This window comes from Anatilimnocola aggregata (assembly GCF_007747655.1).
Taxonomy (GTDB): Bacteria; Planctomycetota; Planctomycetia; order Pirellulales; family Pirellulaceae; genus Anatilimnocola; species Anatilimnocola aggregata.
The window spans coordinates 1,795,378-1,819,436 of record NZ_CP036274.1 but is presented as its reverse complement, the minus strand read 5'-3'; the positions used below and the strand labels follow the sequence as shown (position 1 = coordinate 1,819,436).

Sequence of the window (24,059 nt, the reverse complement as noted above, 5' to 3'; positions counted from 1 at the left end):
GAACACCAAGCCGGGGTCGGGAGGTTTTTCGGGCTCGAGCGATGTTGCTTGGGCCGAGAGAGGTCGGCCCGAAAATCCTCCGGAACCCAATGGGGTGCAACCATCGCGCGAGGAGAGCGAAATCGCGGAATTGCGCTAGTGGGTCAGGACAATGTTTCGGGTCGGCGCTGGGCGGCTGAAGGCAACGTCTGCGCGCCCGAAAATTGCCCCGACCCAGGCCGGGGTCGGGAGGTTTTTCGGGCTCGGGAGTGGTTGCTTGGGCCGAGAGAGGTTGGCCCGAAAATCCTCCGGAACCCAATGGGGTGGAACGATCGCGCGAGCATGGCGATCTCGCGGAATTGAGTGAGTGGGTCAGGACAATGTTTCGGGTCGGCGCTGGGCGGCTGAAGGCAACGTCTGCGCGCCCGAAAATTGCCCCGACCCGGTTTGGGATTGTTGGTTTTTTATTTCGAAAGGAGCCGTTATGTCTCGCAGACCACGCATCAGTGCCCAGGATATTGAGATCTTCAAGTTGGTTCGCGTCGAAGGGCGCAAGCAGAAGGACGTGGCGATCAGGTTTCAGCTGACGCCGAGCGCGATCTGCAAAATTGTGCAGAAGATGGAGCAATGGCAAGGCTCGCTGGTGCCGCACATCACGCGAAAGACGGCGGAGTTTCGCGAGCTGAGCCGCGAGCAGCGGTTGTACAACTGCGTGCGATTGCGGCGGCGACAGCTGCAAATGATGTACGAAGACTCAATGGAGGCGTGGCGCGAATCGCGCAAGCCGCTCGTCTCGGCCAAGGTCGTGAAACGAAACGGCGTCATCGAGCGCGAGGAATCGTGGAGCCGGCAGTGCCGCGGCAATCCACGGATGCTGCGCGAGGCGCGGGAGATCAGCCGCGAGTTGGCCGAACTCGACGGGCTCAAGCGCGACGGCACGGTGGACCTCAGCTGCGAGGGGCGACTGTTCGAGCCCGCCGCGCTGACGAAGGAAGAAATGATCGCCGAACTGCGCGCGGAGGTGGACCTGTCGCTGCGGGAACTGGCGAAGTGGGAGCGGGCGGGGAAAGAGGGGGAGAGTGGGAGTAAGGGAGAGGGGGAGAAGGAAGCAGAGAACAAGTCAGAAGGTAGAAGTCAGAATGCAGAAGTGAAGACGGAGGAAGAATTCTGGAAATTGAAAATGGAAAGTTGTGCGAGTCAGGAGGAAATTATTGTGGCGGAAGTCGTGGAGGAGTCAGTAGATAAGAGTGCAGAGAGTCATGTCGAAACAATTGAAGATTCCGGAAATTTCCAGACGGCAATTCCCGCTCTTGTTCCTGTCTCCCCCTCTCCCTCACTCCCACTCTCCCCCTCTGCTTTTACTCCCAAGCTAGAGATCCCGCAGAACCTGACCGCAGAGGGGAGGAGCCGGTTGGCGCAGCAGTTGTCGCTGTCGTACAAGTTGCAGCATGCGCCGGAACTGCTCGAGCCGCACGAGCGCCCCGCGGAACTTCCAGTGCCGTCGCAGGGCGCGCCAACGCAGCCCGTGAAGAAGAGTTCGCTGCACGTCAACCAGCACGGCCGCATCTTTCGCGACGTGGGTGGCTACCTCATGCCAATTCCGGGCATGTGGGTCGAGCCCGAGAAGCCGTGGAAGCGAGAGGAACGGGAAAGGGCGGAGGAAAGGGAGAAGGAAGAACGCAGAATGCAGAATGCAGAAGGCAGAAGGCAGAATGAAGACGAGCGGGGAGATTGCGAGCGAAGGAAAGGTCGTGCATAGTGCGGCCCCTCACCCTGGAGTACCGAGGCGAGGGAGGGCTGGAAAACGCTTTCGGGGGGAAGTTCGTCTTAAGGGAGAGTAGACTGGGCTGCGGCGGGGCGAGCTGCGGGCGGTGGACGGGCGTAACAAGCACAGATTCAAACACTTAGGGAGCCTCTCGAATGTCTCAAGTCAATCCTTGGCGGCGGTGGTTGCGGTTTGCGGCGTTGGCGGTGGCAGCTGGTGTGGGCCCGATGTTTCTGGCGAGCGCGTCCAGTTTTGCTCAGGAAAAAGAGAAGGGAATCGACATCCCTGTCAAGCGCGTGGTGATGTTCAGCTCGGGGGTGGCGTTCTTCGAACACGCGGGGAAGGTCGAAGGGAATGCGACCGTCGACATGAAGTTCAACGTCCGCGACATCAACGACCTGCTCAAGAGCATGGTGCTGCAAGATATGGGTGGCGGACGGATTTCGACCGTCAGCTATGGCAGCAAAGTGCCGATCGATCGCGCCCTGAGCACGTTTTCGATCGACCTGACCCGCAATCCGACGCTGGGCGATTTGCTGCAACAGATTCGGGGGGAGCAGATCGAAATCGACGCGCCGACGAAGATTGTCGGCACGATCGTGGGGGTCGAAACGCGCCGGGTACCGGCCGGTAAAGATGAAGTGGTCGATGCGAGGTTTGTGAACCTGCTGACCGAAGAAGGGCTGCGGAGCGTCTCGCTCGAAAACGTGGGGCGGATCAAGTTAAGCAATGCGCGGCTCGATGCGGAATTGCGGCAGGCGCTGCTGGTGCTGGCGACCGGCAAGAATTCGGACAAGAAAACCGTTTCGCTGACGTTCCTCGGCGCGGGTGCGCGCGACGTGAACGTCGGTTATGTGCAAGAGGCGCCGATTTGGAAAACCAGCTATCGCCTGGTGCTGGCCGACGACGAGAAGCCGTTTTTGCAAGGTTGGGCGATTGTCGAAAACACCACCGAATCGGATTGGGACAACGTGAACCTGACGCTGGTCAGTGGGCGCCCCATCTCGTTTGTGATGGACTTGTATCAGCCGCTGTACATCGACCGGCCGGAAGTGAAGCCGGAGTTGTTCGCCTCGCTGAGCCCGCGCACTTACGATCAGGACCTGCGCGGCGCGGATGCCGATTTTCGTCGGGTGGCGGAAGACAAGGCCGAGAAGGCAAAGGGTTACGTTGAGCAGGAACAGTTGGCCAATCGCCGAATGAACCTGGCAGCTGCGGCCCCGGGAGCTCCGCCGGCGAAGCCCGAATATGCGATGGCCGGAAAACGCGATGCCGAATCGTTGCGCGAGCGGATGGACTTGCAACGGGGCGGGCAGTCGATGGCGCAGGCTTCCGATGTGGGAGAGATGTTCCGCTATCAGATTGCGACGCCCGTCAAACTGCAGCGCAGCCAAAGCGCCATGTTGCCGATTGTGAACGAATCGGTGGCGGGCGAAAAGTTGTCGATCTATAGCGAGTCGCAACATGTCAAGCATCCGCTGAACGGGCTGAAGCTGAAGAACACGACGGAACTGCACTTGATGCAAGGGCCGATCACTGTGTTCGACGACGGAGCTTATGCGGGTGACGCGCAGATTCAAGACTTGCCCCCCGGTACCGAACGACTGATCAGTTATGCGATGGATCTGGATACTGAAGTGGCTCCGAGCATGAAGCAAGAGCCGCAAAAGCTGGTCAGCGTGCGGATCAACAAGGGGACGATGTACACGAGCCACAAAAACGAACGGACAAAGTCGTTCATCGTGAAAAACAGCGGCAAGAAGGCCAAGAAAGTGCTGATCGAATATCCGCTGCAGCAGCCCTGGACGTTGGTCTCGCCGAAGGATCCAGAAGAGAAGACTCGCGATCGCTATCGGTTTGCGGTTGCAGCTGAACCGGGCAAGCCCGTAACGCTCGACATTAAGGAAGAGCACACTTCGGGCGAGCAGATTGCGATTACGAACCTCGATAGCAACACGATCATCTTTTATGTCAACTCGACCGTGGTGAGCGCCGACGTGAAGAAGGCGCTACAAGAAGTGGTCGCGCGGAAGACGGCAATTCAAGCGGCCACTGCCAAGCGGGGCGAACTCGAACGGCAAGTGGCGGTGATCGATCAGGAGCAGAAGCGGATTCGGGACAACATGGCTCAGTTGCCGAAAGACTCCGATCTGTTCCGCCGCTATGTCACCAAGTTCACACAGCAGGAAGATAGCATCGACGGCTTGCGGACGCAGATCACGCAGGCGCTCGAAAGCGAACAGAAGCTGAAGCGGGAACTGGATGCGTTTTTGAATGGCCTGGATTTGAAGTAAGGCGGGAGTCGAGCTGAGATCGCAAATGGACGAAGTCGAACTGACGCAGTACATCACCACTTCGCTGGCCGGAGTGGATGTAGTCGAGAAGGACGGGGACCGATACTTTTTTTACGATCCGGGGGAGCAAGCGCCGCCAGATCGGCGATTCCCGTTTGCTACGCTCGTGACGGGTGATCGGCATGACCAGTTTTCGCAACTGGACCGGACGGGGATCTATCGCCTGAATATCGGCGTGAGTAAGGAAACGTTCCGGTCTCTGTTGGGACCGGAACCGTTTTCGCCGCCGGCAGCGGGAACGGTCAGCAGCGAATACGATTTCACTGCTATCGACCGCTGGCTGCCGCATCCGGTCTATGGCTCTATGTATTGGGTCTCGGTTTTGAACCCCGGTGCTGCCACCTTGGAAATGATGAAGAGTTTGCTGGCCGAGGCATACGAAATGTCCAGTCGGCGGCAGGGGAAAACGACGTGAGTTGCGGCGGCCGGATGTTCAGCTGATGCTGGGCAACATTGTTCGTTGCGATCTGGCAAATCGGCAAGATCGGGGCCGCAGGCCAGCCTGCTGAGGCCGCTTGTAAGAACCTTCTCAAAACCTCGCCGGGAGTGGCTCAGAACTGGCGGGGCGAAGTTGCCCTTGAACTGCGGGGGGTGCTGACCTACGATTGAATTTGCAGCGGGAACCTGCCTCTCCAAAAGAAGGGTTAACGAAACAAGTTTTTCCAATTCGATAGAATGGATAGCTGCTGAGAGATTTGCCAACGGAAGGTAAGTCGATGGGCAGTCGGCAAGAAGCCGGTGGGGGTGGTTCGATGTATAAACCTGGTGATCGAGTCGTCTATCTGGCCAGCAAGCACAGCAGTCATCCGACTCCGCGAGCGGTCGAACTGGATCCCGAACCCAACGGCGAAGGCTATAGCTACGCGGTGCGCAAATACTGGGTGGTGCAGGAAGTTCTGCCGGACGGCACTCTTTCGATTCTGACCCGCCGCGGCAAACAGCGCGTGGTCAAAGCCAGCGACAATCGCCTGCGCCCAGCCCGGTGGTGGGAACGTTGGTTTCTCGCCGGTCGCTTTCCCGAAGGGGAAGGCAACTTCTCGGGTTAACCTGTCTGGTTAACTTTTCTGGGGTCGGGAGTCTTTGGCGAAAAGTGACTTAGCTATTTGAAAAGTCTTACTTCGCCAAAGACTCCCGCCCCCTGCAAAGCTACTGCTTCACCGGCCGTTGTCCCCACGGAATTGGCATGGTGGGCGGGGTGCGATGATGGTCGCGGCGAACGTCTTTGGGACGATCTTTGAACCAGGTGGCAAAGCGGACCAGTTGCTTGACTGCTTCTTCGTAAGCCCGGCGACCTTTTTCTGCGGTTGCTAGTTCGGCTTCGCCCAGCACGCCGGTTTCGCTGTAACTGCTAGTCCACGAGACGACGGTCGCCGGTCCCGCACCGAATAGATCGACCCACTGAAATGGGCTCTCGTCTGCGTTAAAGCTGATGAGTCCGTTCTTGATCAGATCCTTGCGGACGTTGTCGCCATCGAGGTACATGTAGAGCGAAGTCTCGAGTTCGCAGGCATGGGCGCAGCCGCCAGGGAACTTGCTTTCGCGCCAGCTGGGGAGGAATTCCTTGTCGACGGTCAGCAGGTTCCACCAGGCAGCGACGAGGCACTCGGCATCGGTCTCCAGGTTTGTGCGCCGCGCGACCAGGTCGAGGTTCGGCATGTTCGAACCATGGCCGTTGAGCAGGATGATCTTCTTGAAGCCGTGATAGGCGAGCGACTTGGTGATATCGAGCACGTGGTGCATGAAGTGTTCGAAGTCGTTGTTGATGGTGCCGGGAAAATCCATCACGTGCCCGGTGTAACCGTAGGCCACAATCGGCAGCACCTTCACCTTCGACGGTATCTCCAGTCCCGCACCGCGGGCAATGCCGCCGGGACAAACCAGGTCGACATCCAGGGGCAAATGTGGGCCGTGCTGCTCGACAGCGCCGCAAGGGACGATGCAGACCTGTCCCTCTTCGATCGCGTCATTGATCTCGGGCCAGGTGAGCTTTTCGTAGCGGTACTCGGTTAACGCACGGCTGGGCATGGGTGGCTCCGGGGGGAAGGGGGCGAGGGACGGGAGGCGGGAGACGAGGGTCAGAGGTCAGAGGTCAGAGGTCAGAGGTCAGAGGTCAGAGGTCAGAGGTCAGAGGTCAGAGGTCAGAGGTCAGAGAAAAGTTGTCTTGCATTTTCCCCCGGCCCTCGTCCATTACTCATCGAACCACTCATCGTGTGGATCGAACTTAGGATAGACGACGATCAGGACCTTCGCCTGGCCGAGGGCGCGGTGGCGCGTGCCGGGGCGAATCATGATGCAGGTGCCGGGGCGGACGTCGAGAATCTCGTCGTTCAGCTGCATGCGGGCGTTGGGCTCGCACTCGAGAAAGTAATAGGTCTCGGTGAGCGTTTTGTGATAGTGGAGCTTGGCGTCGACCGAGATCTCGGTGACGTGAATCGTGCCGGGATAGTCGGTGACCTCGGCGAGGCCCCGACGCGCTTGTCCGCAGGGACATGCGACCGGCGCGATTACGGCGAAATCGACTAACTCGTAGGGAGGCTTGGCAGTGGCTGCTGTCATGAGTGCGAGGCGAGAAAAAAGAGAGCGGGCGAAAGTGTTCGCCCGCTATTCTCGCGCACCAGCGGCCCGCAAGCAAATGGGGATGGCAAGTCCTCACGCGGAGCATGAGGACGATCTTCCAACTAGTGTCGCTGAGTTAGCGCCGCTGAGTGTTGTTGGCAGCCGTCCGCTGAGCGACACGCTGGCCGACGGAAGTGGCGACGCTGGTGAAGCCCCGCTTAACGTCTTCGTTGCAGCGATTCAGCTTTTGAGCCAAGCGCGGCATGCCGTCGGGATTGGTCTCTGCCGTCTGCGATAGCTTGCCGAGGAACTTGGCCGCTTCGGTGAAGTTCACATCGGCAGTGCTGCCGACCATGGGCTGCAGCGTCTTGGCGAGGAGTTCGGCCCCCACGTTATCGATGGCAATGAAGACGTCGAGCTTGTTGCTGACCTGAGCGCGACCATCGGCCCCGAGGCCATAGCTGGTGCGGAGGAGAATCACAGCGCGGCCGGCCACTTTGCGTTTCAGCAGCGGGCCTTCGTAAAAGCCTTCGCCATAGAGCAAGTGGAGTTCGTCGGTGCCGTAGACTAGTTCGATGTTGCTTTCGGTACCTTGGCCGTCGTTACCCTTCCAGGTAAAGGCACTGGTCCGTTCGGCGACCATTTGCGAGACGCCCATTAGTTCCCAGATGTTCACCACCACCTCGGGGTTGCGCACGAGGTAGACGAACAACTCAGGATCGCAATCGATGGTCTTGCCGGGCAAGCGGCGATAGATGCTGGGCCGCTCGAGCACCGAGAGGACTTTGCGTTGTGACTCTTCGTTGAGCTTGCTCAGCGGCATGGCGCGAGCGGCTTCCACTTGCGACTGGTGTGACGAATCGGCTGCGTTGGGGTCGGCGCCCCACAGCGAGCTTCCGAAGGCGCCGAGTGCGACTGCAGCTCCCGCTTGCAGAAAGCGACGACGGCCTCGCAGCGCGTCGATGTAGCTTTGCTCGCTAAGTGCTGGCATCATGCTGGCGAATAAGTTCATCATGCTCCCCCCGAAGCATCGGCCCATCGGAAATCATCTTCCCGCTACGGCAAACTTTGCCGGTCAGAGAGATAATTCGGCCATTCCTGCCCGAGGCGGCCAGTAAAACCTTCATATTTCCCCGCCTTGTGGGTGCTAGTGCTAGCGGCGCTCGCGCAGGCGACGTGCGACACGATTTCGGCCTTGTCCAAATTGGCGAGAAGACGAAGATACGCGCGATGGTCTGTTGTTGCGCTTTGCTGCTTGAATTGAACTTATGGCTGCCAACCACTTTCGCCGCGATCCCGCCCACCAGGGTGGCGGTCTGCGCCGTTCGAAGGTGGTTGATAAGAAGCCGACGGTTGTGCCCGCTCGACTGCCATCGTCGCCAGTCACGCGCATCGCACTGCTGACGCTTCTGCTCAGCAGCCTGATGCTCTTCGGCGCGGCGCGTATGGGGCCAATCTGGTCGAGCTTGTTAGCCAATCGCTTTGCCGCGCGAGAAATGGCGGAGCTCGAATCGTTGGAGAACTTTCGCCTGGCAGCCAAGTTCGACGAATGGCTGGCGCGAGAGGATTCGGGACTGGATTGGATTGTCCAGGCACTCAGCAGTAAACGCCCGGGCGTATCGTATGCCGCGGAACAAGCCCTGCTGCGAGAAGCCGATGCGTGGCGCATTCGCAACACTGCCGAGACCAGTCAGCGGATGTTGCAGTTAGCTCGCGCGCTGGCCAGCGCAGCCGATGAACTCCCTGCTGCCAGGCGACCGGCCATTCGCCGCCTCGTCGAACGGATGGCTACCTGGCCCGTCGGCGATGCTCGTCTCGCGGCCGATTTGATTGCCGCGTGCGAGGCAATCGTTGCGAATCTTCCCCCCGCATCGGCCGAAGAGTTGTTGCTGGCCGAGCTAGACTCCGCCGAAGATCGTCGCGTCGCACGTTCGCTGGAAAATGAAAACACACCCCCGGTCGCCCAGCCACCGTTGCGTCCTGAATTGGATAGTGATCCACGCGAGGTGATTCCGCCCGCTGATCTGCCCCCAGCCGAGGGTGAAGGGAATCAGCCCGCGACTCCAACCAAGAAAGTTCCCAAGCGGTTCTTCGCTCCTCGCGCGGAGGAGTTGCCCACGACACCAACTTCACCCATTGAACCACCGACGCCCATCGAAGCAACCGCAAAGCGGAACTTGAACGATTGGATTCGCGAACTGGCCGATTTGGAAGTGATGCGGCTGCTGCATCACGGCGACTACGGCGTGCGCTACACGGCCGAACGCGAACTTGATCGCCGGGGCTATTCGCAGGAACATTTGCCGCTGGCGAAAATGCTGATCCATCCCGATGCCCGCGAGCGACTTAAACTAGCCGAGCAATTGCCACGGCTGACGAACGTCGATCCTCGCCCCTGGCTGCTGCAATTGAGCGAAGACACCGACCCCGCAGTACGTCGCGCTGCCGACGGCATTCTGCAGGCCGCGCGCCCGGGACGCGATAAGCGGTGAAAGGGCAAAACTACGGCGTCTACAAACTGCCCGTGCCCAACTCTTGATAGGCTTCGAGCAATGTGGCCGCATCGATCTCACTTAGTTCTTGCCCTGCGCCGGCGAGGAGGGCGAGTTCGGCGATCTGATCGACCTTGCGCGGAATGCCGCCGGATAGTTCGTGCAGCGTGGCAATGGCATCGTCGGTAAAGATCGGATGCTCGCCGCCACTTTCGTAGATCATCCGCGCCACATGCTCGGCAGTTTCATCTTCGCTCCAGGGGGAGAGGTCAATGCGCAGTTCCACTTGCTCAAGCAGGCGATGTCCCACGCTGGCGGCCGTTTCGGTCGAGCAGGCGAGGAACACGGTGAGGAGTGCCTGTTGAGTCAGGGCCAAATGCAGGACGCGTTCGATCAATTGCCGCACACCGGCGGGCGCGCGGTCGGCGTCGTCGAGCACCAGAATCGCGGGCTGACGTTCGTAGCGCCACTCGGCCAACTGGTTGCTTATCAGTTCCCAAGCGGTCGCCAAATCATCGGGCTGAGTGGCTGGAACTTGCCAGGCCCGCGTCAACTGTTGGGTGTAGGTTCGTTCGTCGCAACCGCAGCCGCCAACCAGGGCCGCGGGTATGCCGTCGCGACGGGCCCGGTCGACGAAACGGCGCAGGAGCGTGGTCTTGCCGGTTCCAGCCGCTCCCATCAACAGCCCGAGTCGCCCTTGACCAGCAACCAGGTATTGCAGCCGGGCCAGCGCTTCTTCGAAAGCGGGGTTCGGAATCGTTTTGGCCAGCGTATCGCCCGCGGAGCCGCCGAAGGGCGAACTTCGTAATCCCCAGTGAGCGTGGTACATGATCGTATCTCCAGCAGCGGGCAACAGCGCACCGTAACTCACTCAAAATCGGTAGAATCTGCACGTTCTCTTGATCGATTCGGTTGCTAGCACGAGGCATTAGATGTCGGAACGTTTTTTTATCGAGCCTCCGATCGTCGGCGACCGGGCACTTCTGACCGGTAGCGAAGTGCATCACCTGGCTGGCGTGATGCGAGCCAAGGTGGGCGACGAGATCACCCTGTTCGATGGTTCGGGCTGCGAATTCACCGGGCGAATCGAGCTACTCAAGAAAGATCGCTGCGAGCTGGCGATTGTCGCGCGTCAGGAGATATCGCGCGAGCCAGCGATCGCTGTCATTGCTGGCGTAGCACTCCCCAAAGGGGATCGCCAGAAATGGCTGGTTGAAAAAATAACCGAGCTCGGCGTCACGGAACTTGTACCGCTACTCACCACGCGTGGGGTCGTTCAGCCCGGCGAGCAGGCCGCCAGTCGCTTGAAGAGGAGTGTGATCGAGGCTAGCAAGCAGTGCGGGCGAAATCGGCTGCTGGAGATTGGCACTCCCGTCCGGGCGCAAGATTGGTTTGTCCAAGTCCCAGCTAGCGAAACACGCCTGCTCGCCGATCCGGCCGGAGTGCCGCTGGCTAACGCGCTGAGTTCGAACTCTCCCACGCGCGTCTATGTCGCCGTAGGTCCTGAAGGTGGTCTCACAGCCGAAGAAGTGGCTGCGGCCAAGTCTGCAGGTTGGCAATCGGTTTCACTGGGACGTAGCATTCTGCGCATTGAGACCGCGGCGATTGCCTTTGCCGCGTGCTTGATCGGGCGGGGCGAGTCAGCCCAATAGGGGGTGAAGATCGATTCCTGCGCGCGGAAAGACAGCTATTGAATTTCGTCTGGTTCGGATAACACTTCATTTAACAAATCAGCCAATTGCAACTGGTTTGCCAGATTTCGAATTTCCTGCTGGCTATTGCCATCGCTGGCGCAAGTCGCGGCGGCTCTTATGGCTGCCTTTGCTAATCCAAACCAGTTTTGAGGCTGCGGCGTCGGCCCGGGAAACGATTGGCAGTTTTACACCGATAAAGACTTCGATCACCTCCGACCGATCCAGTTCGCCAGGGATTAGCTCGCGCGTGTAAATGTCGAGCTTCAGGGCCTCAGCCGTATCAAGGAGTTGAAACATGCCACCGTCGCGGATCGCTTGCTGAACCACTGACGGCTCGAACAGAAAGCTCCGCAACTTTAGCTCTGCGAGCACCCGATCCAGATGCGTAAAAAGTTGCCGCGGATCGACGACGACATCAATGTCCTGCGTCATGCGGGGTTCGCCGAACGCGGCACTGGTAACTCCACCCGTCAGGTGAAAGCGAATCTGATGTTGGTAGAGAATGGCCGTCAGTTTTCCAGCGTGGGCCGAAAAAATTCAACCGGAAACATCGGCCAGCCTCCGCTGGATGAGCGCTACAACAGCTGGCTCCGCTGCATAAACCCGGAGCGCAATTCGCCACTTCAGTTCCTCGGCAGTGAGTTCTTTGCTACCAAATTCTGCCTGCTCCTGGCAGATTTGACGACCGATCATTTCGCGCATCCATTGAAACATAGCAGCCGACCGCGCGATTCGTTCGCGCGGTGTAAGCGAATAGATTAGCGTGTTGTATTCTTCTTCAATCGTCATGAAGTGAATCCTACCGCAAACTCGTTTCCTACGTTGCTTGGGCCCGCAAGAATTGACGCCGGGCAGCTACGCGTCAGGCCTGCGTGGGAGCGGTTGTTGTGCTGTTCAGGTATGTTTGCCAAACAAGGGTGACAAACAGTACAGATTCGTTGGAATGTAACGGTCATTCGTTTCTCTCGGAAAAATCACGGGGCTCGATTTACCTCGTTTAGGGCTGACATCTCTACTCCGATATGCGGCGAGCTACGTTTTCGATATCTCGATACGTACTTCTGAGAGATTACAGCTATGGATCAGTTTTTCCCGGAACGGCTCACCGGAATCAAGGGCCGACTTCTTTGGACAGCTGTGTTGTTAACTTCTGTAGCTGCCTTCGCACTACCGATTGCTTGGGTCATCGCCGCGGCTCCACCCGAACCGTCACCGGCAGAACGAGCGAAGATTGCGCAGGTTGAGGCTCAGGCACAAGCTCGGGTGGCATTGTTCGAATTGCGCAAGATTCACGAAAACCTAAGAACCAACTTTGAATCAATGTCACCGTTGCCGATTGATTTCCCAGCGGACGGGGCCGCGGCGCAGGAAGAACTGCGCGCGATGTGCCGCGATTCGATTAGGCGTTGGCCGGAGCGCGAAGCAGTGTTTCAACAAGCGGCTGATGGACAGTTTACGCCGGAACTTCAGCAGCAAATGATCGAAATTCAAGGCCAATTTCAAAGAGATGCGACTCGGGCCAACTCGCTCAACGAGAGAGTTCTAGTGGCAACTCGGCAGTGTGTCGAAGCACACGAACGAACTCAGCGCGAGGCAGCAGAGCAGAAGGCGCGGGAGAATCGATTGCTAGCCGAAAAGCAAAAACGCGAATATGGCTGGGGACTTGGAATGACGATGGAGGGCTTTCGGTACCTGAAAGATGGAACATCCAAATTTGAGGTCGACATGGTCCTCGACTGCTACGGTGAGCCGTCGGTAAAGAGTGGCAATCTTGAAATCTATCAATGGCGGGAAGGGTTCAAGTTCATCAACTGCACTTTTCGAAGTGGCGAGTTGATCTCGAAAGCCCAGGCCGGTCTGTAGTACTCCCGTGCTGGTGACAGCGACTTACGCACGCGCAGAGTGAGTGCCTCCATCCGCGCACGAAATCCTGCCTCAATTCACGCTCTGCTTGCTTAGAACAAGTCCTTAAACGCCGTGCGGGTGGCTTCGACTCCACGGCGGAGAATGACGGCGTCGATGCCAAAGCTGAGCATGCGGCAGCCCATATCGTAGGTGCGCTTGGCGAAAGCGGGATTCACGGCGATGGTGCCCCAGTTCTTGCCGTGTTTATTGCAGGCAGCGGCTACCTTCGCATAGGCATCCCAAAGTTTTTCGTTTTCCCACTGCGCGAGAATTCCCAATTCTTGTGAGAGATCGCTGGGGCCGACGAAGAGCAGGTCGACTCCTTCAAGCGCGGCAATCGCGTCGCACTCTTCGAGTGCGCCGAGGGTTTCGATCTGAATGGCAACGAAGGAGTCGCGGTTGGCATCGTGAGCTAATTGGGGCAATGTTTTGCCGCCGTAATCCGCGTCGTAGCCGCTGGTATTCAGGCCGCGCACGCCGCGGGGCTGGAACTTTGCCCACTGCATGAATTCTTCGGCGTGCTTGGCCGATTCGATTCGTGCGGCCATCAAGCCACCGGCACCAGCTTCCAGATTGGCAGTCGCCATCGAGTAGCCGCTCATGGGCATGCGGACAAAGTTATCGAGCCCATTCGCCCGCCCGCAGGCCGAGGCGAGCACGATTTGCTCATAACTGACAGCTGCATGCTCCTGGTCGATCCAAAAACCATGAAAGCCGCCGATCATGCCGACGACATCGAACACTACCGGATGAATAATTCGGCCCGAGCAAAAAATGCGGCAGAGCGTTCCTTCGGCGAGGAGAATCTTGAACGATTTCATGAACAGCTTTCTCTAAGTGATGCCTGACAATAATTGGTTAGCTAATGATTGAATTGATTTGCTGAGTTGGAACTTCGCAGATAACTTAACGCTGCAGCCCCTCGGGCAGCTCTGACAGCCTTTCGAGTTCTACAATCTCGCTAAAGTACCACGGTTTGCCCGTGGCCTTTTTATACCCGACGCACTTGGCTGGATACTTCACGCCATCGTGTTCGCGCCAGTCGCTAAAGCGGTGGATGTCGCTACGCCACTCAATGCGAACCAGTCGCTTTTCCGTCTTATCAAAGTGCAGGTCCATCGGCGGCGTAATCGATTGGCTGATGCGCAGCGGCAACGTAGTGACGCCATCCTCGGTTGCTTCCGGCAGCAGTTCAATCTTCGACTGCGGGTCCGTTAGCGCGCCCAGGGTCCAAGCCCAAACAAGAAAGGTCGCTGGTTCCTTCTCGTCTTTTACGCGTTCATTTTTGCCAAGCCACCAGTACTTTGGTGGCTCGAGCACCGAGAGTCGCACGCTTCCCTTCTTCGTAGCATCCGAGCTGACGTTGAGTTGCTCCTTCATGCGAAACAGCTTCAGCAGCTTCGTTTCGCCGCCAGCAGTCGAAATGGCTTGCTTAACGAGTTCCGCCGCATCCTGCTCGGCCGCGTTTGAGGCAGCCGCAAGTAGCAAGACGAGGCAGAGAGAGAGACCAGCGATAATGCGCACGAAGCACCTCAGACGCAGGATGGCATTGGAAAGCCACCTCACGCAAAGCGTGAGGCGGACTTCGCTACTTCTTTTTGATGTCGTAGCACAGCAGCGAGTCTTGATCGCGCAAATAGAGCTTGCCACCGGCGATGACCGGATGAGGCCAGCTTTCGCCGTTCTTGGTGGCGATCTTGAACTTGCCCTTGAGGATGTATTCTTTCGGCGTGGCGGCGACTAGCGCCATCGTCGCATCTTGATAGCGGAAATAGAGATGCCCGTCAGCGTAGGCAATCGCTGCCGAACCGCTGCCTGCGCCGCGGCCAGGGCGCCAGGCATCTTTGCCGGTCTTCAAATCGACGCACAAGGGAAAGCCGTTGTTGTGGCCGTGTCCCATATAGACATGGTCACCGATCAACAGCATGCCACCGTGATGGTTTTGCATTTCTTTAGCTGGGAAGTAGTACTCTTCGTTTACCTTCACTTCGCTGCCGTCCTTGGTGATCTTGAGGAGTGCGGTTCCGCCATCGCCGTAGCCACTGCTGCAGAAGACATAGTCGCCACTGATGACTGGTGTGGGAATGTTCGCGGTTCCATTGGCGACGTCGTTGTAATGCCACAGTAGTTTGCCGGTGGCGGCGTCGACACTAACGATGCCCCGGCCAGTGAGGGTGATGTATTGCTTTACGCCAGCGCCATTGCTAATGACGACCGAAGCATAACCGGCACCGTCTTTGCCTTTACGGCCGAGGCTCTCAGGAACGGCTGACTCCCAGATCTTTTCTCCGGTCTTACGATCGAGCGCAACGAGCAAAGCGCCGGGTGCCCCCGGAGTACAGATCAAGCGATCGCCATCGACCAGCGGAGATTCACTGTAGCCCCAGCCCGACATCATCTTGCCGCTGAAGTCCTGGCCAAAGTTTTTCTTCCACACGACTTCACCCGTATCAGCTTGGCAGCAAGCCAAGTCGCCGCCATGCGTTACGGTGAAGACAAATTCGCCATCGACGGTTGGTGTGCAGTTGGGATTCTTACCGCTGCCAACCTCGGTCGACCAGAGAATCGAGCCGTCCTTGATGTCGGCGGCGATCAGCGCCGTTTTGTCCTTAACATTGCCCAGTGTATAGATGCGGCCACCCTTTACTGCGACGCTCGACATTCCCTTGCCAAATCCCTTGGCATGCCAGGCGAGTGGCGGGCCTTCTTCGGGCCACTCGGTGAGCAGGTCCGTTTCGTAGCTGATGCCATCGCCGTTCGGCCCGCGCCAGCGCGACCAGTCACCACGCTCGGCTTCCAGGCTGGCGGGGTTCTTGCCGTCTGGCTTGTTCGGAGCCTTGGCGTAGGCGCTGCCAAAGTAAAGGACTCCCGTGCCAATAAGCAGCGCGAACGCCGCGCGCAGAGCAAAAGAAAGGGATAGACGCATCTGGCTATTCTCCCGAGGTAGGGTAATGGGCTGGTTGCTTGATGGGGCTGTAATTTAGGGTAGGCAGTCGCCGATTATAGTCCGCTGACGAGCCAAAATGCGACAGTGAAAATACCGCTGCGACCTGCGGAGAACACAGGCTGCGGGCCATTCCCCGGTCTGTGTTAGGCGCGATATAACCGAGTGACCGGATAAGACTTCCTACTTTCGTGAGTCCACGCAATGCGATTCTCCGCGATTTGCTTCGTTTCCCTACTCAGCATCCTGTTGGCCTTCGTCGCTAGTGATTTGCACCGTGCGAGTGCTGAAGATTGGCCACAGTGGCGCGGAACGAATCGCGATGGCGTGTGGCATGAAACGGGACTGGTCGAGAAGTTCGCTGCAGCTGAGCTGCCGATTAAGTGGCGGGCGAAGATCGGCGCGGGCTACAGCGGGCCAACGATCGCTGCCGGGAAAGTCTATGTGACCGATCGCGTCCCCGATCGCAGCAATCCGCAGGAGCGGGTTCATTGCTTCGACGAGAAGACCGGCGAGCCCGTCTGGTCGATCGCTTATCCATGCGAATATGGCAAGGTTGGTTACGCCGCTGGTCCGCGGGCCGCCGTCACGATTCACGCCGGCAAAGCTTATGCACTGGGTGCGACCGGTTGGCTCCACTGCCTGGATGCGGCAACCGGCAAGATTCTCTGGAAGCGAGATTTGGAGACCGACTATCAGATCGAGATGCCAATCTGGGGCATCACGGCAGCTCCGCTCGTCGAGGGCGATTTGCTCCTGTTGCACATTGGCGGCAAAGATGGCGCGTGCATCGTGGCGGTAAACAAAGACACCGGAGCTGACGTTTGGCGGGCGCTCAACGATCGCGGTCAGTATTCGACACCACTGGTCGTCAACCAAGGGGGCAAGCGAGTTGCCATCTGCTGGACCGGCGACAGTGTCACCGGCCTGGATGTGAAAGATGGCAAGACGCAATGGAGCCAGCCCTGGAAGCCGCGGAACATGCCCATTGGCGTGGCGACGCCGGTGATTGAAGGGGACCGCGTCTTTTTCACTTCGTTCTACGATGGTTCGCTACTACTGAAGCTCGATCGGCCAACGGCAACCGCTGAAAAGCTATGGCACGTGATTGGTCGCGACGAAAAAAACACCGACGCCCTCCACTCCATCATCAGCACGCCGGTCTTTGAGAATGGCTACATCTACGGAGTCGATAGTTACGGCGAACTTCGCTGCCTCGATGCCAAAACCGGTGACCGCGTGTGGGAAGATACCACCGCCGTCCCCAAGGCCCGCTGGAGCACGATCCACTTCGTGAAGAATGGCGACCGCTATTTCCTCTTCAACGAACGGGGCGAATTGATCATCGCCAAACTGTCGCCGCAGGGCTACCACGAAATCAGCCGCGCGAAGCTGATTGAACCGACGCTCGAGCAACTCCGCCAGCGCGGCGGTGTCTGCTGGTCGCATCCTGGCTACGCCAACAAGTGCGTCTTTGCTCGCAACGACAACGAACTCGTCTGCGCAAGCCTGGCGAAGGAGTGAAGAATTTTTAGGGTCGGGAAGTTTTTCGGGATCGAGAAAGTGCGACTGCAAATCAATCGCCGACCCGAAAATCTTCCTGACCCGAATTCGCAGAATCAGCAAAATGGTTCAGCAAAGCACAAGCGAATTTCAATCATTCGTGCTGGAACCCATGTGGGTCAGGACAATGTTTCGGGACTACCGTCGTCAGCTGAAGGTAAACGGGTAATTGCCCGAAAATTGCCCCGACCCCGGTTATCTCATTTTCAGCATTTGCTGTTCGACGGCATGCAGCTCTTCGGGAGTATTAATGCTCAGTGATTCGCACGGGTCGAGAACGGGCAGCGCCTCGACCCGCTTTCCTTCACGCAGCAAGATACCCGGACAATCGGTCAGGTAGTATTCCTGCTGCCGGTTTTCGTTTTTCAACTGATCTAGTGCGTGCAAGAGCTCCGGAGCATCGAACACGTAGGTGCTCATGTTGACTTCGGTAATCTTCCGCTGCTCGTCGGTGGCGTCTTTCTCTTCGACAATGCCCCAGAACTCGCCACTGGCATCGCGCACAATGCGACCGAGACCTTGCGGATTGTCTTTGTGCAACGTGCCGAGCAAGCAGGCGGGGCGATGCGCAGCGGCATGATCGAGCAGCTTCTTCACCGACTGGCTTTGCAGCATGGGTGAATCGCCGGCAACAATCACGACGGGCCCTGTCACTCCTTGCAGGTTCTCGCGCGCCATCTTCACGGCATGGCCGGTCCCCAGACGCTCGGTCTGCAGCACGTACTCGATGTTTGTTCGTGCTGCGAGGGTCTGCCGCACGTCGTCGGCCCGGTAGCCAATCACGGCGATCACGCGACTGACGCCAGCCGCCGTCAACGCATCGAGGACGTATTCAATCATCGGCCTGCCCAACACCGGGCAAAGAACCTTGGGAAGATCCGATTTCATCCGGGTGCCCATTCCGGCAGCCAAGACGACGGCAGTCACTGATGTCATAAGCTCGATCCTGCTTTTGATTCACTTCATCCAAGTCGCGGTGTTTCGCCCACTAAGGAACGCGTAGCTAGGAACAACTCCAATCTCGGGCGAAAACGGCGGGATTCGCTCCAGATTGCGGTTCGCATCATTGCAATTCTGGCCCCGCTGGGCCAGACCAATGATTAGTGAACTAGCGACTTACCCCCGGCATTAGAACTAGTTAATATAGACAGCTTGGAAGCCAGTTCGTTCGAGCGGCCGATTCTGCTGACTGAGCGCAGAGGTAAATCGGTTACGATCCTTGATCGGCGATCGTCTTCCAGCCAGTAGCTTTAGCCAGGGAGCGTGCGGGTGGCCTTTGATTGCGGCGTACAGACCGCTTCGTTGACGAACGTCGGAATGCGGCGGTCGGTGAATCAGGATTCGTATTGCCTGATCGTCGCCGATACCGCCGAACTCTGGCGGCAGCGAGGCCATTTCCTCATGGTGGCAGACGGAATGGGCGCGCATGCGGCTGGCGAGTTGGCCAGCAAGATGGCCGTTGAAAATACGCCCTACCTCTACAACAGATACCTGGAACTTTCGCCGCCTGAAGCGCTCGAGAAGGCGCTTCGCGAGAGTAACACGCAGATTCACAGTCGCGGCTCGGCGAATACCGATTTTCACGGCATGGGTACTACGGCCAGCGCGCTGGTCATCTTGCCGCAGGGTGCAATTGCCGCACATGTAGGCGATAGCCGCATCTATCGCCTGCGCGGCAATCAATTGAATCAACTTTCGTTCGACCACAGCCTGCAGTGGGAACTGCGTGCCTCGGGTCAATTGACCGAAGGAAGCGAATTGGCGGCCGCGGTCCCGAAGAACGTAATCACGCGTTCGCTCGGTCCGAATGTCAATGTGAAAGTCGATCTCGAAGGTCCGCACCCGATCGAAATGGGCGATGTCTTTCTGCTCTGCAGCGACGGACTCACGGGACGCGTTGACGATCCAGAACTCGGGACCATCATGGGTTGCTTGCCGCCCCACGAAGCGGTGAAGACGCTCGTCGACCTGGCCAATCTCCGCGGTGGTCCAGACAATATTACGGTGTTGATTGCCAAAGTAGTCGGCAACGAAGCCGTAACGGCTGCCGCGCAAGCTCCTCCACTCACACTCGGTGGCAAAAAGGAATTGAAGCCGGTGCATCCGGGGGTCTGGGTGGCAACTGGTGTCTGTGCCTTAGCGACAGCTTTTCTTTTGCTGCGAGGTTTGTATCCGCTCGCAGGTTTAGCTGCCGTTTGCTCGGTGATTGCTGCCATTGTCGGCGTGGTAAAACTCTATAGTGGTTACAGCAGCGGGACACAACTCGCTGGCAATCGCCGGCTCGGTAAAGGACCATACACGAACACTCCCTGCGGTCCTTCGCCGGCGTTCTTTACCAAGCTGGAACAAACAGCAGGCGAGTTGAAACAAGTTGCCGTCGATGGCAACTACAACGTCGACTGGGCCGAGTACGGAGAACTGCAACGGAAGTCGGTGGCCGCGCGCCAGGCCAATCCGGTCGATTCGGTTCGTCAGTTGTGTAAGTCAATCACGTTCTTGATGAACGAACTCCGCACGCAGCACGATCGTAAGACCAGCGACTCGACGATTAAGTACTAAGTGGCTGTTACCCGCCTCGGGAGGGCGAGGCTCCTGCCGAGCCGAATGCGGTTCGAGCTTCAAAGATTCGCCGGACATCGCCATTGATGGAACTCAACTTTCTTCGCTGGCTGCAAGAGCAGATGCCGAACTCGGCGAAGATACCGCTCGGCATCGGCGACGACGCTGCTCTACTCGCGCAGCAAACCGGTCAACAGACGGTGGTCACCACGGACATGCTGATGGACGGCACCGACTTTGTGCTTTCCGAATGCGGAGCTTTTGCCGCGGGACGCAAAGCGATGGCAGTAAATCTCAGCGATTTGGCCGCCATGGGAGCCAAGCCCGTCGCAGCCTTCATCTCGCTGGCCATTCCCCGTGGCTCTGGCAACGATGAAACATTGAACCTCGCCCAGCAGTTGATGCAGGGTCTGCTCCCTCTCGCCGCCGAGTTTGAATGTGCAATCGCGGGTGGCGACACGAACAGTTGGCACGGCCGATTGGTCATCTGTGTGACTGCGATCGGCGAGGTTGTAGACGGCAAAGCCTGGCGAAGGAGCGGCGCTCAGCCCGGCGATGCGATCCTCGTCACCGGTTCGTTTGGCGGCAGCATCCTCGGCCGACATCTTTCATTTTCACCGCGACTGCGAGAATCGCACTTGTTGCAATCGCATCACGCGCAGGTTCACGCAGCCATCGATGTGAGCGACGGCTTATCGCTCGATCTGTCGCGCATCTGCGCGGCCAGTAGTTGCGGCGCGATTATTGAAGTAGCCAAGATCCCCTTGTCACCGGCAGCCCATGAACTGGCTGAAAAAGGTAATTCGCAGCAAACGGCACTCGATCACGCGCTAGCCGACGGCGAGGACTTCGAACTGATTCTGGCGGTCCCCCCGGGCGAAGCAGCGCGGCTCTTGCGTGAACAACCACTCGCGGTACCGCTGACGCAAATCGGCTGGTTCACTGCCGAGCAGGGACTTCAGCAGCAGTTGGCCAGCGGTGAGCTCCTCACCTTACAGCCGCGGGGGTACGAACATTGAACGAGTTCGTTTTCACTGCGCAGTCGTTGGCTGATACCGACTTGCTTGCTCAGTTGCTTGCTACCGTATTACCGCAGCGTGCGACGATTGCGCTATGCGGAACACTAGGCGCCGGCAAGACGCGACTTGTGCAGGGATTGGCTGCAGCGGCGGGAATTGATCCGGCGACGGTCACCAGCCCGACGTTTGTCCTTTGTCAGCAATACAACGGCCAGCGGCGACTCTATCATCTCGATGCCTACCGTTTGCACGATGTCGACGAGTTTCGCGAACTAGGCACCGAAGAACTGTATGATGAGCCAGCTTTGACCATCATCGAATGGGCCGATAAGATCGAGCCCGCACTTCCCGATTCGTATTTGCTCATTCGCATCGAAGTCACTGGCGAAACAAGCCGCGAGTTTCACATCAGGGCGGTTGGCGATGAATTGAGAAATGTCCCTTCGCTCTTGCAGCAACAGTTGACGTGAATCCGCCGTGGGTTGTTCCCGCGCGAGCGAGCGGGCAGAATAGGGTTCTTGCATCCACCCCGCCTGATTGCCACCCTTTGCCTGAGGAGTCCGCCGTTGATCGTCGTGTTAGCCACCATTGAGTTGCATTCCGGCAAGCGTAACGACTTCCTCGACGAGTTTCATAAGATCGTCGCGCCCGTGCGTGCTGAAAGCGGCTGCATCGAGTATTTTCCCGCCACCGATCATGCCACGAACTTGCCCGCGCAATCTCCCGCGCGGGCAGACACGGTAGTGGTTGTCGAAAAGTGGGAAAGCATCGAGCACCTCGAAGCTCACCTGATCGCGCCGCACATGATGTCTTATCGTCCGCGAGTGAAAGACTTCGTCAAAAGCGTCTCACTGCAAATCCTCAGCCCAGCCTAAGTGCCTTCAATTCTATGCGCGACGTCGTCCGTCAACTCCTGACCGCTCTTGCTGCGGGGAGGCCTGCCGCCTATTGCCGCCTCGTCGAAACGCGAGGCTCGACGCCGCAAAAAGCTGGCGCGGTGATGCTCGTTTTTGCCAATGGTTCACAAGCGGGTACGCTGGGCGGCGGTTGTGTCGAGGCGGAAGTGAAACGCCGCGCGATCGCGCTGCTGGCCGAAGAGCGAGCCGAGTTGTGCAAGTTTCAACTCGACAGCGACTACGGCTGGGACGATGGACTGATTTGTGGCGGCCGGATGTTGGTGCTGATTCAGCCTATCACAGCTGCCTCAGGCGCATACTTTCGGCGCCTGGCCGAAATGATCGATGCAGGCCAAGGAGCAACTGAAGCGATCGTCTACGACGACAGTACCTCGGGTCTGCCAGCGCCGGCCAGTTACCTGCTCGATCGCCAAGGGACTTTGCTCGCTACGTTAAATTCGCCCACTAGCGATTTGCCCGTCTCGATTGCGCAGGATCTCAAGCCGCTGGAAATTCGTCCGCGGCCTTATCTTTCCGCAGGCATTTCGTATTTGCCCGTCCTTCCTCGCTGCCGCTTGATTATTGTGGGGGGCGGTCACGTCGGCCAGGCGGTCGCGGAACTTGCCACGCCGCTCGATTTTGAAGTTTGGGTGGTCGATGATCGGGCCGATGTCGTCAGCGAAGCTCGTTTTCCGCATGCCGACCGGCGAATTGCCGGCGCGGTCGATCAGGTATTGCCGACGCTCCCCATCGATCACGACACTTACTGCCTGATCGTCACGCGCGGGCACAATCACGATGAAGAGGCTCTGTTTCACGTCGTCAATCGCGGCGCGAGGTATGTTGGATTGATCGGCAGCCGGCGAAAAATCCGCCTCATCTACGATGACTTGCTCGAGCAGGGTGTCACGCGCGAGGCGCTGGAGCGCGTGCATGCTCCGCTGGGCATTGATATTGGGTCGCAAACGGTTCCCGAGATTGCCGTGAGCATTGCTGCGGAACTGGTCGCGCACCGCAATCGAGACGGTTTTATTCCCGGCCGGCCTGCACGGGTCGAAATGGCGAAGTGAATCGTGCGCGAGGAACCGAATCACCTGCGCGCTTTTGCCATCATTCCTGCTGCGGGCGAAAGCCGCCGCATGGGCGAGCCGAAGTTGCTTCTGCCGTTGCAGAGTAAACCGCTCATCGCGCACACCATTGATGCGTGGTTAACTGCCGGATTGAAGCCGCTGGTGGTAGTTCGCCCCAACGATGAAGCGCTGGTGCAAGTCTGCCGTGAACGTGGGGCTGACGTATTACAACCGCAAGCACCCCCTTCGGAAATGAAGGTCTCGGTGCAACTGGCTCTTCAGTTTCTCGACGGGCAGTTTCATCCCGGTGAGCACGATTGTTGGCTGATTGCGCCCGCCGATATGCCGCGATTATCGGTGGCAATCATTGGTCGATTACTGCAACTCCATTGCGAGTCGGTCGCCAGTCACTCCACTTCGATTCTTGTTCCTACCATCGCTGGTAAGCATGGGCACCCGGTGCTATTTCCCTGGCCGCTATCGGCTCAGGTCCATCAACTGGGTACTAACGAGGGAGTAAAAGCACTCCTTACTCGCAACCCGGTCCGCGAGATTCCCTGCGACGATCTTCTCGCGCAAGGTCCTCAAGCGTTTGCCGATATCGATACGCCGGCGGATTACCAGCGTTTCAAGTAGCACACGTGGGATAGGCTTCCAGCCTGTCATCCATCTCTGCGGGGCGACACAGGCTGGAAGCCTATGCCACGAAATCTAAGACCGCTTGCGAATGGCCCGATCGATATCGCGTTTGGCGTCGTTCTTTTTCAAGGTCTCGCGCTTGTCGTGCAGTTTTTTGCCGCGACAAAGTCCGAGCAGCACTTTGGCGATGCCGCGAGCGTTGAAGTACACCTTCAACGGAACTAGCGTGAGCCCCTTTTCGTGGGCCAGTCCAGCGAACTTTTCCTTCTCGACCTTCTTCATCAGCAGTTTGCGAGGCCGTTTGGGAGCGTGGTTCCAAATGGTGGCCTGCTTGTACTCGGCAATGTCGGCCCCGACCATCCAAACGTCGCCATCCTTCACGCGGGCATACGCTTCGTCTAGCGAGAGTTTCCCATCCCGCAGGCTTTTGACTTCACTCCCCAGGAGTTGGATGCCACATTCGAGTGCATCGACAATTTCAAAGCGAAACCGAGCCTTGCGATTGTCCGAAACCATTTTCCCTTCGGGCTCTTTGGGCGCAACGGCCTTCTTGCCGGTCTGCTTATTGGCAGCAGCTTTGTTCGGCGGTGGTTTCGTCGGTTTGGTTTGGCCTTTGCCCATGAT

At 58.3% G+C, this 24,059-nt stretch carries 25 protein-coding genes; 14 read left to right on the top strand and 11 right to left on the bottom strand.

Annotation, left to right across the window (positions count from 1 at the left end):
- Positions 1 to 463: 463 nt before the first annotated feature.
- The 4 genes from ETAA8_RS07135 to ETAA8_RS07120 all read left to right on the top strand — a co-directional run bounded on the left by ETAA8_RS07135 (position 464) and on the right by ETAA8_RS07120 (position 5,144).
- Positions 464 to 1,738 carry a hypothetical protein gene (locus ETAA8_RS07135; protein ID WP_145086898.1) on the top strand — a complete coding sequence of 425 codons (1,275 nt, stop codon included), beginning with the start codon at positions 464 to 466 and terminating at the stop codon, positions 1,736 to 1,738.
- 161 nt (positions 1,739 to 1,899) lie between these two features.
- Entirely contained in the window at positions 1,900 to 4,038 is a 2,139-nt protein-coding gene (locus ETAA8_RS07130; RefSeq protein WP_145086895.1) for a DUF4139 domain-containing protein, read from the top strand.
- 25 nt (positions 4,039 to 4,063) lie between these two features.
- A complete protein-coding gene (locus tag ETAA8_RS07125; RefSeq protein ID WP_145086892.1) occupies positions 4,064 to 4,513 on the top strand; it encodes a DUF6194 family protein in 450 nt (149 codons plus the stop codon).
- A 301-nt stretch (positions 4,514 to 4,814) separates the two neighbouring features.
- Positions 4,815 to 5,144 (top strand): hypothetical protein, encoded by a 330-nt coding sequence (locus ETAA8_RS07120; RefSeq protein WP_238397700.1) that lies wholly within the window; start codon positions 4,815 to 4,817, stop codon positions 5,142 to 5,144.
- A 100-nt stretch (positions 5,145 to 5,244) separates the two neighbouring features.
- Here the strand turns inward: ETAA8_RS07120 and ETAA8_RS07115 are convergent, their stop codons facing one another.
- From ETAA8_RS07115 to ETAA8_RS07105, 3 genes are all read right to left on the bottom strand, one after another.
- Entirely contained in the window at positions 5,245 to 6,123 is an 879-nt protein-coding gene (locus tag ETAA8_RS07115; RefSeq protein WP_145086889.1) for a creatininase family protein, read from the bottom strand.
- Between the two features lie 162 nt (positions 6,124 to 6,285).
- Positions 6,286 to 6,654: a cupin domain-containing protein gene (locus ETAA8_RS07110; RefSeq protein ID WP_145086886.1), complete on the bottom strand. Its 369-nt coding sequence runs from the start codon at positions 6,652 to 6,654 to the stop codon at positions 6,286 to 6,288.
- A 136-nt stretch (positions 6,655 to 6,790) separates the two neighbouring features.
- Positions 6,791 to 7,669 (bottom strand): hypothetical protein, encoded by an 879-nt coding sequence (locus tag ETAA8_RS07105; protein WP_145086883.1) that lies wholly within the window; start codon positions 7,667 to 7,669, stop codon positions 6,791 to 6,793.
- Between the two features lie 253 nt (positions 7,670 to 7,922).
- Here ETAA8_RS07105 and ETAA8_RS07100 point away from each other — a divergent pair, with 253 nt between their 5' ends.
- Positions 7,923 to 9,146, top strand: a complete 1,224-nt coding sequence (locus ETAA8_RS07100) for a HEAT repeat domain-containing protein (protein ID WP_145086880.1) — start codon at positions 7,923 to 7,925, stop codon at positions 9,144 to 9,146.
- Between the two features lie 19 nt (positions 9,147 to 9,165).
- Here the strand turns inward: ETAA8_RS07100 and ETAA8_RS07095 are convergent, their stop codons facing one another.
- Complete coding sequence (locus ETAA8_RS07095) at positions 9,166 to 9,975, bottom strand: ExeA family protein (protein WP_145086878.1); 810 nt, start codon at positions 9,973 to 9,975, stop codon at positions 9,166 to 9,168.
- Between the two features lie 103 nt (positions 9,976 to 10,078).
- Here ETAA8_RS07095 and ETAA8_RS07090 point away from each other — a divergent pair, with 103 nt between their 5' ends.
- Positions 10,079 to 10,798: an RsmE family RNA methyltransferase gene (locus ETAA8_RS07090; RefSeq protein WP_145086875.1), complete on the top strand. Its 720-nt coding sequence runs from the start codon at positions 10,079 to 10,081 to the stop codon at positions 10,796 to 10,798.
- Between the two features lie 123 nt (positions 10,799 to 10,921).
- Here the strand turns inward: ETAA8_RS07090 and ETAA8_RS07085 are convergent, their stop codons facing one another.
- Together ETAA8_RS07085 and ETAA8_RS07080 are read right to left on the bottom strand one after the other, a co-directional pair.
- Entirely contained in the window at positions 10,922 to 11,326 is a 405-nt protein-coding gene (locus ETAA8_RS07085; protein WP_261343639.1) for a nucleotidyl transferase AbiEii/AbiGii toxin family protein, read from the bottom strand.
- Between the two features lie 51 nt (positions 11,327 to 11,377).
- Positions 11,378 to 11,629, bottom strand: a complete 252-nt coding sequence (locus tag ETAA8_RS07080) for a hypothetical protein (RefSeq protein ID WP_145086870.1) — start codon at positions 11,627 to 11,629, stop codon at positions 11,378 to 11,380.
- Positions 11,630 to 11,917: 288 nt separating this feature from the next.
- Here ETAA8_RS07080 and ETAA8_RS07075 point away from each other — a divergent pair, with 288 nt between their 5' ends.
- Positions 11,918 to 12,703 carry a hypothetical protein gene (locus ETAA8_RS07075; RefSeq protein ID WP_145086867.1) on the top strand — a complete coding sequence of 262 codons (786 nt, stop codon included), beginning with the start codon at positions 11,918 to 11,920 and terminating at the stop codon, positions 12,701 to 12,703.
- A gap of 92 nt (positions 12,704 to 12,795) precedes the next feature.
- On the opposite strand, the gene ETAA8_RS07070 is transcribed toward ETAA8_RS07075, so the two are convergent.
- The 3 genes from ETAA8_RS07070 to ETAA8_RS07060 form a co-directional block, all read right to left on the bottom strand.
- Complete coding sequence (locus tag ETAA8_RS07070; protein ID WP_145086864.1) at positions 12,796 to 13,566, bottom strand: HpcH/HpaI aldolase family protein; 771 nt, start codon at positions 13,564 to 13,566, stop codon at positions 12,796 to 12,798.
- A gap of 85 nt (positions 13,567 to 13,651) precedes the next feature.
- The gene (locus tag ETAA8_RS07065) at positions 13,652 to 14,269 is read right to left on the bottom strand and encodes a hypothetical protein (protein ID WP_145086861.1); all 618 of its coding nucleotides are present in this window, start codon (positions 14,267 to 14,269) and stop codon (positions 13,652 to 13,654) included.
- 64 nt (positions 14,270 to 14,333) lie between these two features.
- A complete protein-coding gene (locus tag ETAA8_RS07060; protein WP_145086858.1) occupies positions 14,334 to 15,671 on the bottom strand; it encodes a PQQ-binding-like beta-propeller repeat protein in 1,338 nt (445 codons plus the stop codon).
- Positions 15,672 to 15,893: 222 nt separating this feature from the next.
- On the opposite strand from ETAA8_RS07060, the gene ETAA8_RS07055 reads away from it, so the two are divergent.
- Positions 15,894 to 17,213: a PQQ-binding-like beta-propeller repeat protein gene (locus ETAA8_RS07055; protein ID WP_145086855.1), complete on the top strand. Its 1,320-nt coding sequence runs from the start codon at positions 15,894 to 15,896 to the stop codon at positions 17,211 to 17,213.
- 234 nt (positions 17,214 to 17,447) lie between these two features.
- On the opposite strand, the gene ETAA8_RS07050 is transcribed toward ETAA8_RS07055, so the two are convergent.
- Positions 17,448 to 18,188, bottom strand: a complete 741-nt coding sequence (locus tag ETAA8_RS07050; RefSeq protein WP_391484806.1) for a sugar phosphate nucleotidyltransferase — start codon at positions 18,186 to 18,188, stop codon at positions 17,448 to 17,450.
- Between the two features lie 333 nt (positions 18,189 to 18,521).
- On the opposite strand from ETAA8_RS07050, the gene ETAA8_RS07045 reads away from it, so the two are divergent.
- The 6 genes from ETAA8_RS07045 (at position 18,522) to ETAA8_RS07020 (ending at position 23,432) form a co-directional block, all read left to right on the top strand.
- A complete protein-coding gene (locus tag ETAA8_RS07045) occupies positions 18,522 to 19,811 on the top strand; it encodes a PP2C family protein-serine/threonine phosphatase (protein WP_202921633.1) in 1,290 nt (429 codons plus the stop codon).
- Between the two features lie 86 nt (positions 19,812 to 19,897).
- On the top strand, positions 19,898 to 20,830 hold the full coding sequence (gene thiL, locus ETAA8_RS07040) for a thiamine-phosphate kinase (RefSeq protein ID WP_145086853.1): 933 nt from the start codon (positions 19,898 to 19,900) through the stop codon (positions 20,828 to 20,830).
- Entirely contained in the window at positions 20,827 to 21,300 is a 474-nt protein-coding gene (gene tsaE / locus ETAA8_RS07035) for a tRNA (adenosine(37)-N6)-threonylcarbamoyltransferase complex ATPase subunit type 1 TsaE (protein WP_145086850.1), read from the top strand. Before thiL ends, tsaE begins: the two co-directional genes overlap by 4 nt.
- 105 nt (positions 21,301 to 21,405) lie before the next feature.
- Positions 21,406 to 21,705 carry a putative quinol monooxygenase gene (locus ETAA8_RS07030; RefSeq protein ID WP_238397789.1) on the top strand — a complete coding sequence of 100 codons (300 nt, stop codon included), beginning with the start codon at positions 21,406 to 21,408 and terminating at the stop codon, positions 21,703 to 21,705.
- 14 nt (positions 21,706 to 21,719) lie between these two features.
- Positions 21,720 to 22,796, top strand: coding sequence for an XdhC family protein (locus ETAA8_RS07025; RefSeq protein ID WP_145086844.1), 1,077 nt, complete (start codon positions 21,720 to 21,722; stop codon positions 22,794 to 22,796).
- A 3-nt stretch (positions 22,797 to 22,799) separates the two neighbouring features.
- Complete coding sequence (locus ETAA8_RS07020) at positions 22,800 to 23,432, top strand: nucleotidyltransferase family protein (protein WP_145086841.1); 633 nt, start codon at positions 22,800 to 22,802, stop codon at positions 23,430 to 23,432.
- 75 nt (positions 23,433 to 23,507) lie between these two features.
- Here ETAA8_RS07020 and smpB read toward each other — a convergent pair whose 3' ends face one another.
- Positions 23,508 to 24,056, bottom strand: coding sequence for an SsrA-binding protein SmpB (gene smpB / locus ETAA8_RS07015; RefSeq protein WP_145086838.1), 549 nt, complete (start codon positions 24,054 to 24,056; stop codon positions 23,508 to 23,510).
- Between the last annotated feature and the right edge of the window lie 3 nt (positions 24,057 to 24,059).

Excerpts from the sequence above, each read along its gene's own strand:
- ETAA8_RS07135 (WP_145086898.1), top strand. The coding sequence starts at position 464 with ATGTCTCGCAGACCACGCATCAGTGCCCAGGATATTGAGATCTTCAAG.
- ETAA8_RS07130 (WP_145086895.1), top strand. The coding sequence starts at position 1,900 with ATGTCTCAAGTCAATCCTTGGCGGCGGTGGTTGCGGTTTGCGGCGTTG.
- ETAA8_RS07125 (WP_145086892.1), top strand. The coding sequence starts at position 4,064 with ATGGACGAAGTCGAACTGACGCAGTACATCACCACTTCGCTGGCCGGA.
- ETAA8_RS07120 (WP_238397700.1), top strand. The coding sequence starts at position 4,815 with ATGGGCAGTCGGCAAGAAGCCGGTGGGGGTGGTTCGATGTATAAACCT.
- ETAA8_RS07115 (WP_145086889.1), bottom strand. The coding sequence starts at position 6,123 with ATGCCCAGCCGTGCGTTAACCGAGTACCGCTACGAAAAGCTCACCTGG.
- ETAA8_RS07110 (WP_145086886.1), bottom strand. The coding sequence starts at position 6,654 with ATGACAGCAGCCACTGCCAAGCCTCCCTACGAGTTAGTCGATTTCGCC.
- ETAA8_RS07105 (WP_145086883.1), bottom strand. The coding sequence starts at position 7,669 with ATGATGAACTTATTCGCCAGCATGATGCCAGCACTTAGCGAGCAAAGC.
- ETAA8_RS07100 (WP_145086880.1), top strand. The coding sequence starts at position 7,923 with ATGGCTGCCAACCACTTTCGCCGCGATCCCGCCCACCAGGGTGGCGGT.
- ETAA8_RS07095 (WP_145086878.1), bottom strand. The coding sequence starts at position 9,975 with ATGTACCACGCTCACTGGGGATTACGAAGTTCGCCCTTCGGCGGCTCC.
- ETAA8_RS07090 (WP_145086875.1), top strand. The coding sequence starts at position 10,079 with ATGTCGGAACGTTTTTTTATCGAGCCTCCGATCGTCGGCGACCGGGCA.
- ETAA8_RS07080 (WP_145086870.1), bottom strand. The coding sequence starts at position 11,629 with ATGACGATTGAAGAAGAATACAACACGCTAATCTATTCGCTTACACCG.
- ETAA8_RS07075 (WP_145086867.1), top strand. The coding sequence starts at position 11,918 with ATGGATCAGTTTTTCCCGGAACGGCTCACCGGAATCAAGGGCCGACTT.
- ETAA8_RS07070 (WP_145086864.1), bottom strand. The coding sequence starts at position 13,566 with ATGAAATCGTTCAAGATTCTCCTCGCCGAAGGAACGCTCTGCCGCATT.
- ETAA8_RS07060 (WP_145086858.1), bottom strand. The coding sequence starts at position 15,671 with ATGCGTCTATCCCTTTCTTTTGCTCTGCGCGCGGCGTTCGCGCTGCTT.
- ETAA8_RS07055 (WP_145086855.1), top strand. The coding sequence starts at position 15,894 with ATGCGATTCTCCGCGATTTGCTTCGTTTCCCTACTCAGCATCCTGTTG.
- ETAA8_RS07050 (WP_391484806.1), bottom strand. The coding sequence starts at position 18,188 with ATGACATCAGTGACTGCCGTCGTCTTGGCTGCCGGAATGGGCACCCGG.
- thiL (WP_145086853.1), top strand. The coding sequence starts at position 19,898 with ATGGAACTCAACTTTCTTCGCTGGCTGCAAGAGCAGATGCCGAACTCG.
- ETAA8_RS07025 (WP_145086844.1), top strand. The coding sequence starts at position 21,720 with ATGCGCGACGTCGTCCGTCAACTCCTGACCGCTCTTGCTGCGGGGAGG.
- smpB (WP_145086838.1), bottom strand. The coding sequence starts at position 24,056 with ATGGGCAAAGGCCAAACCAAACCGACGAAACCACCGCCGAACAAAGCT.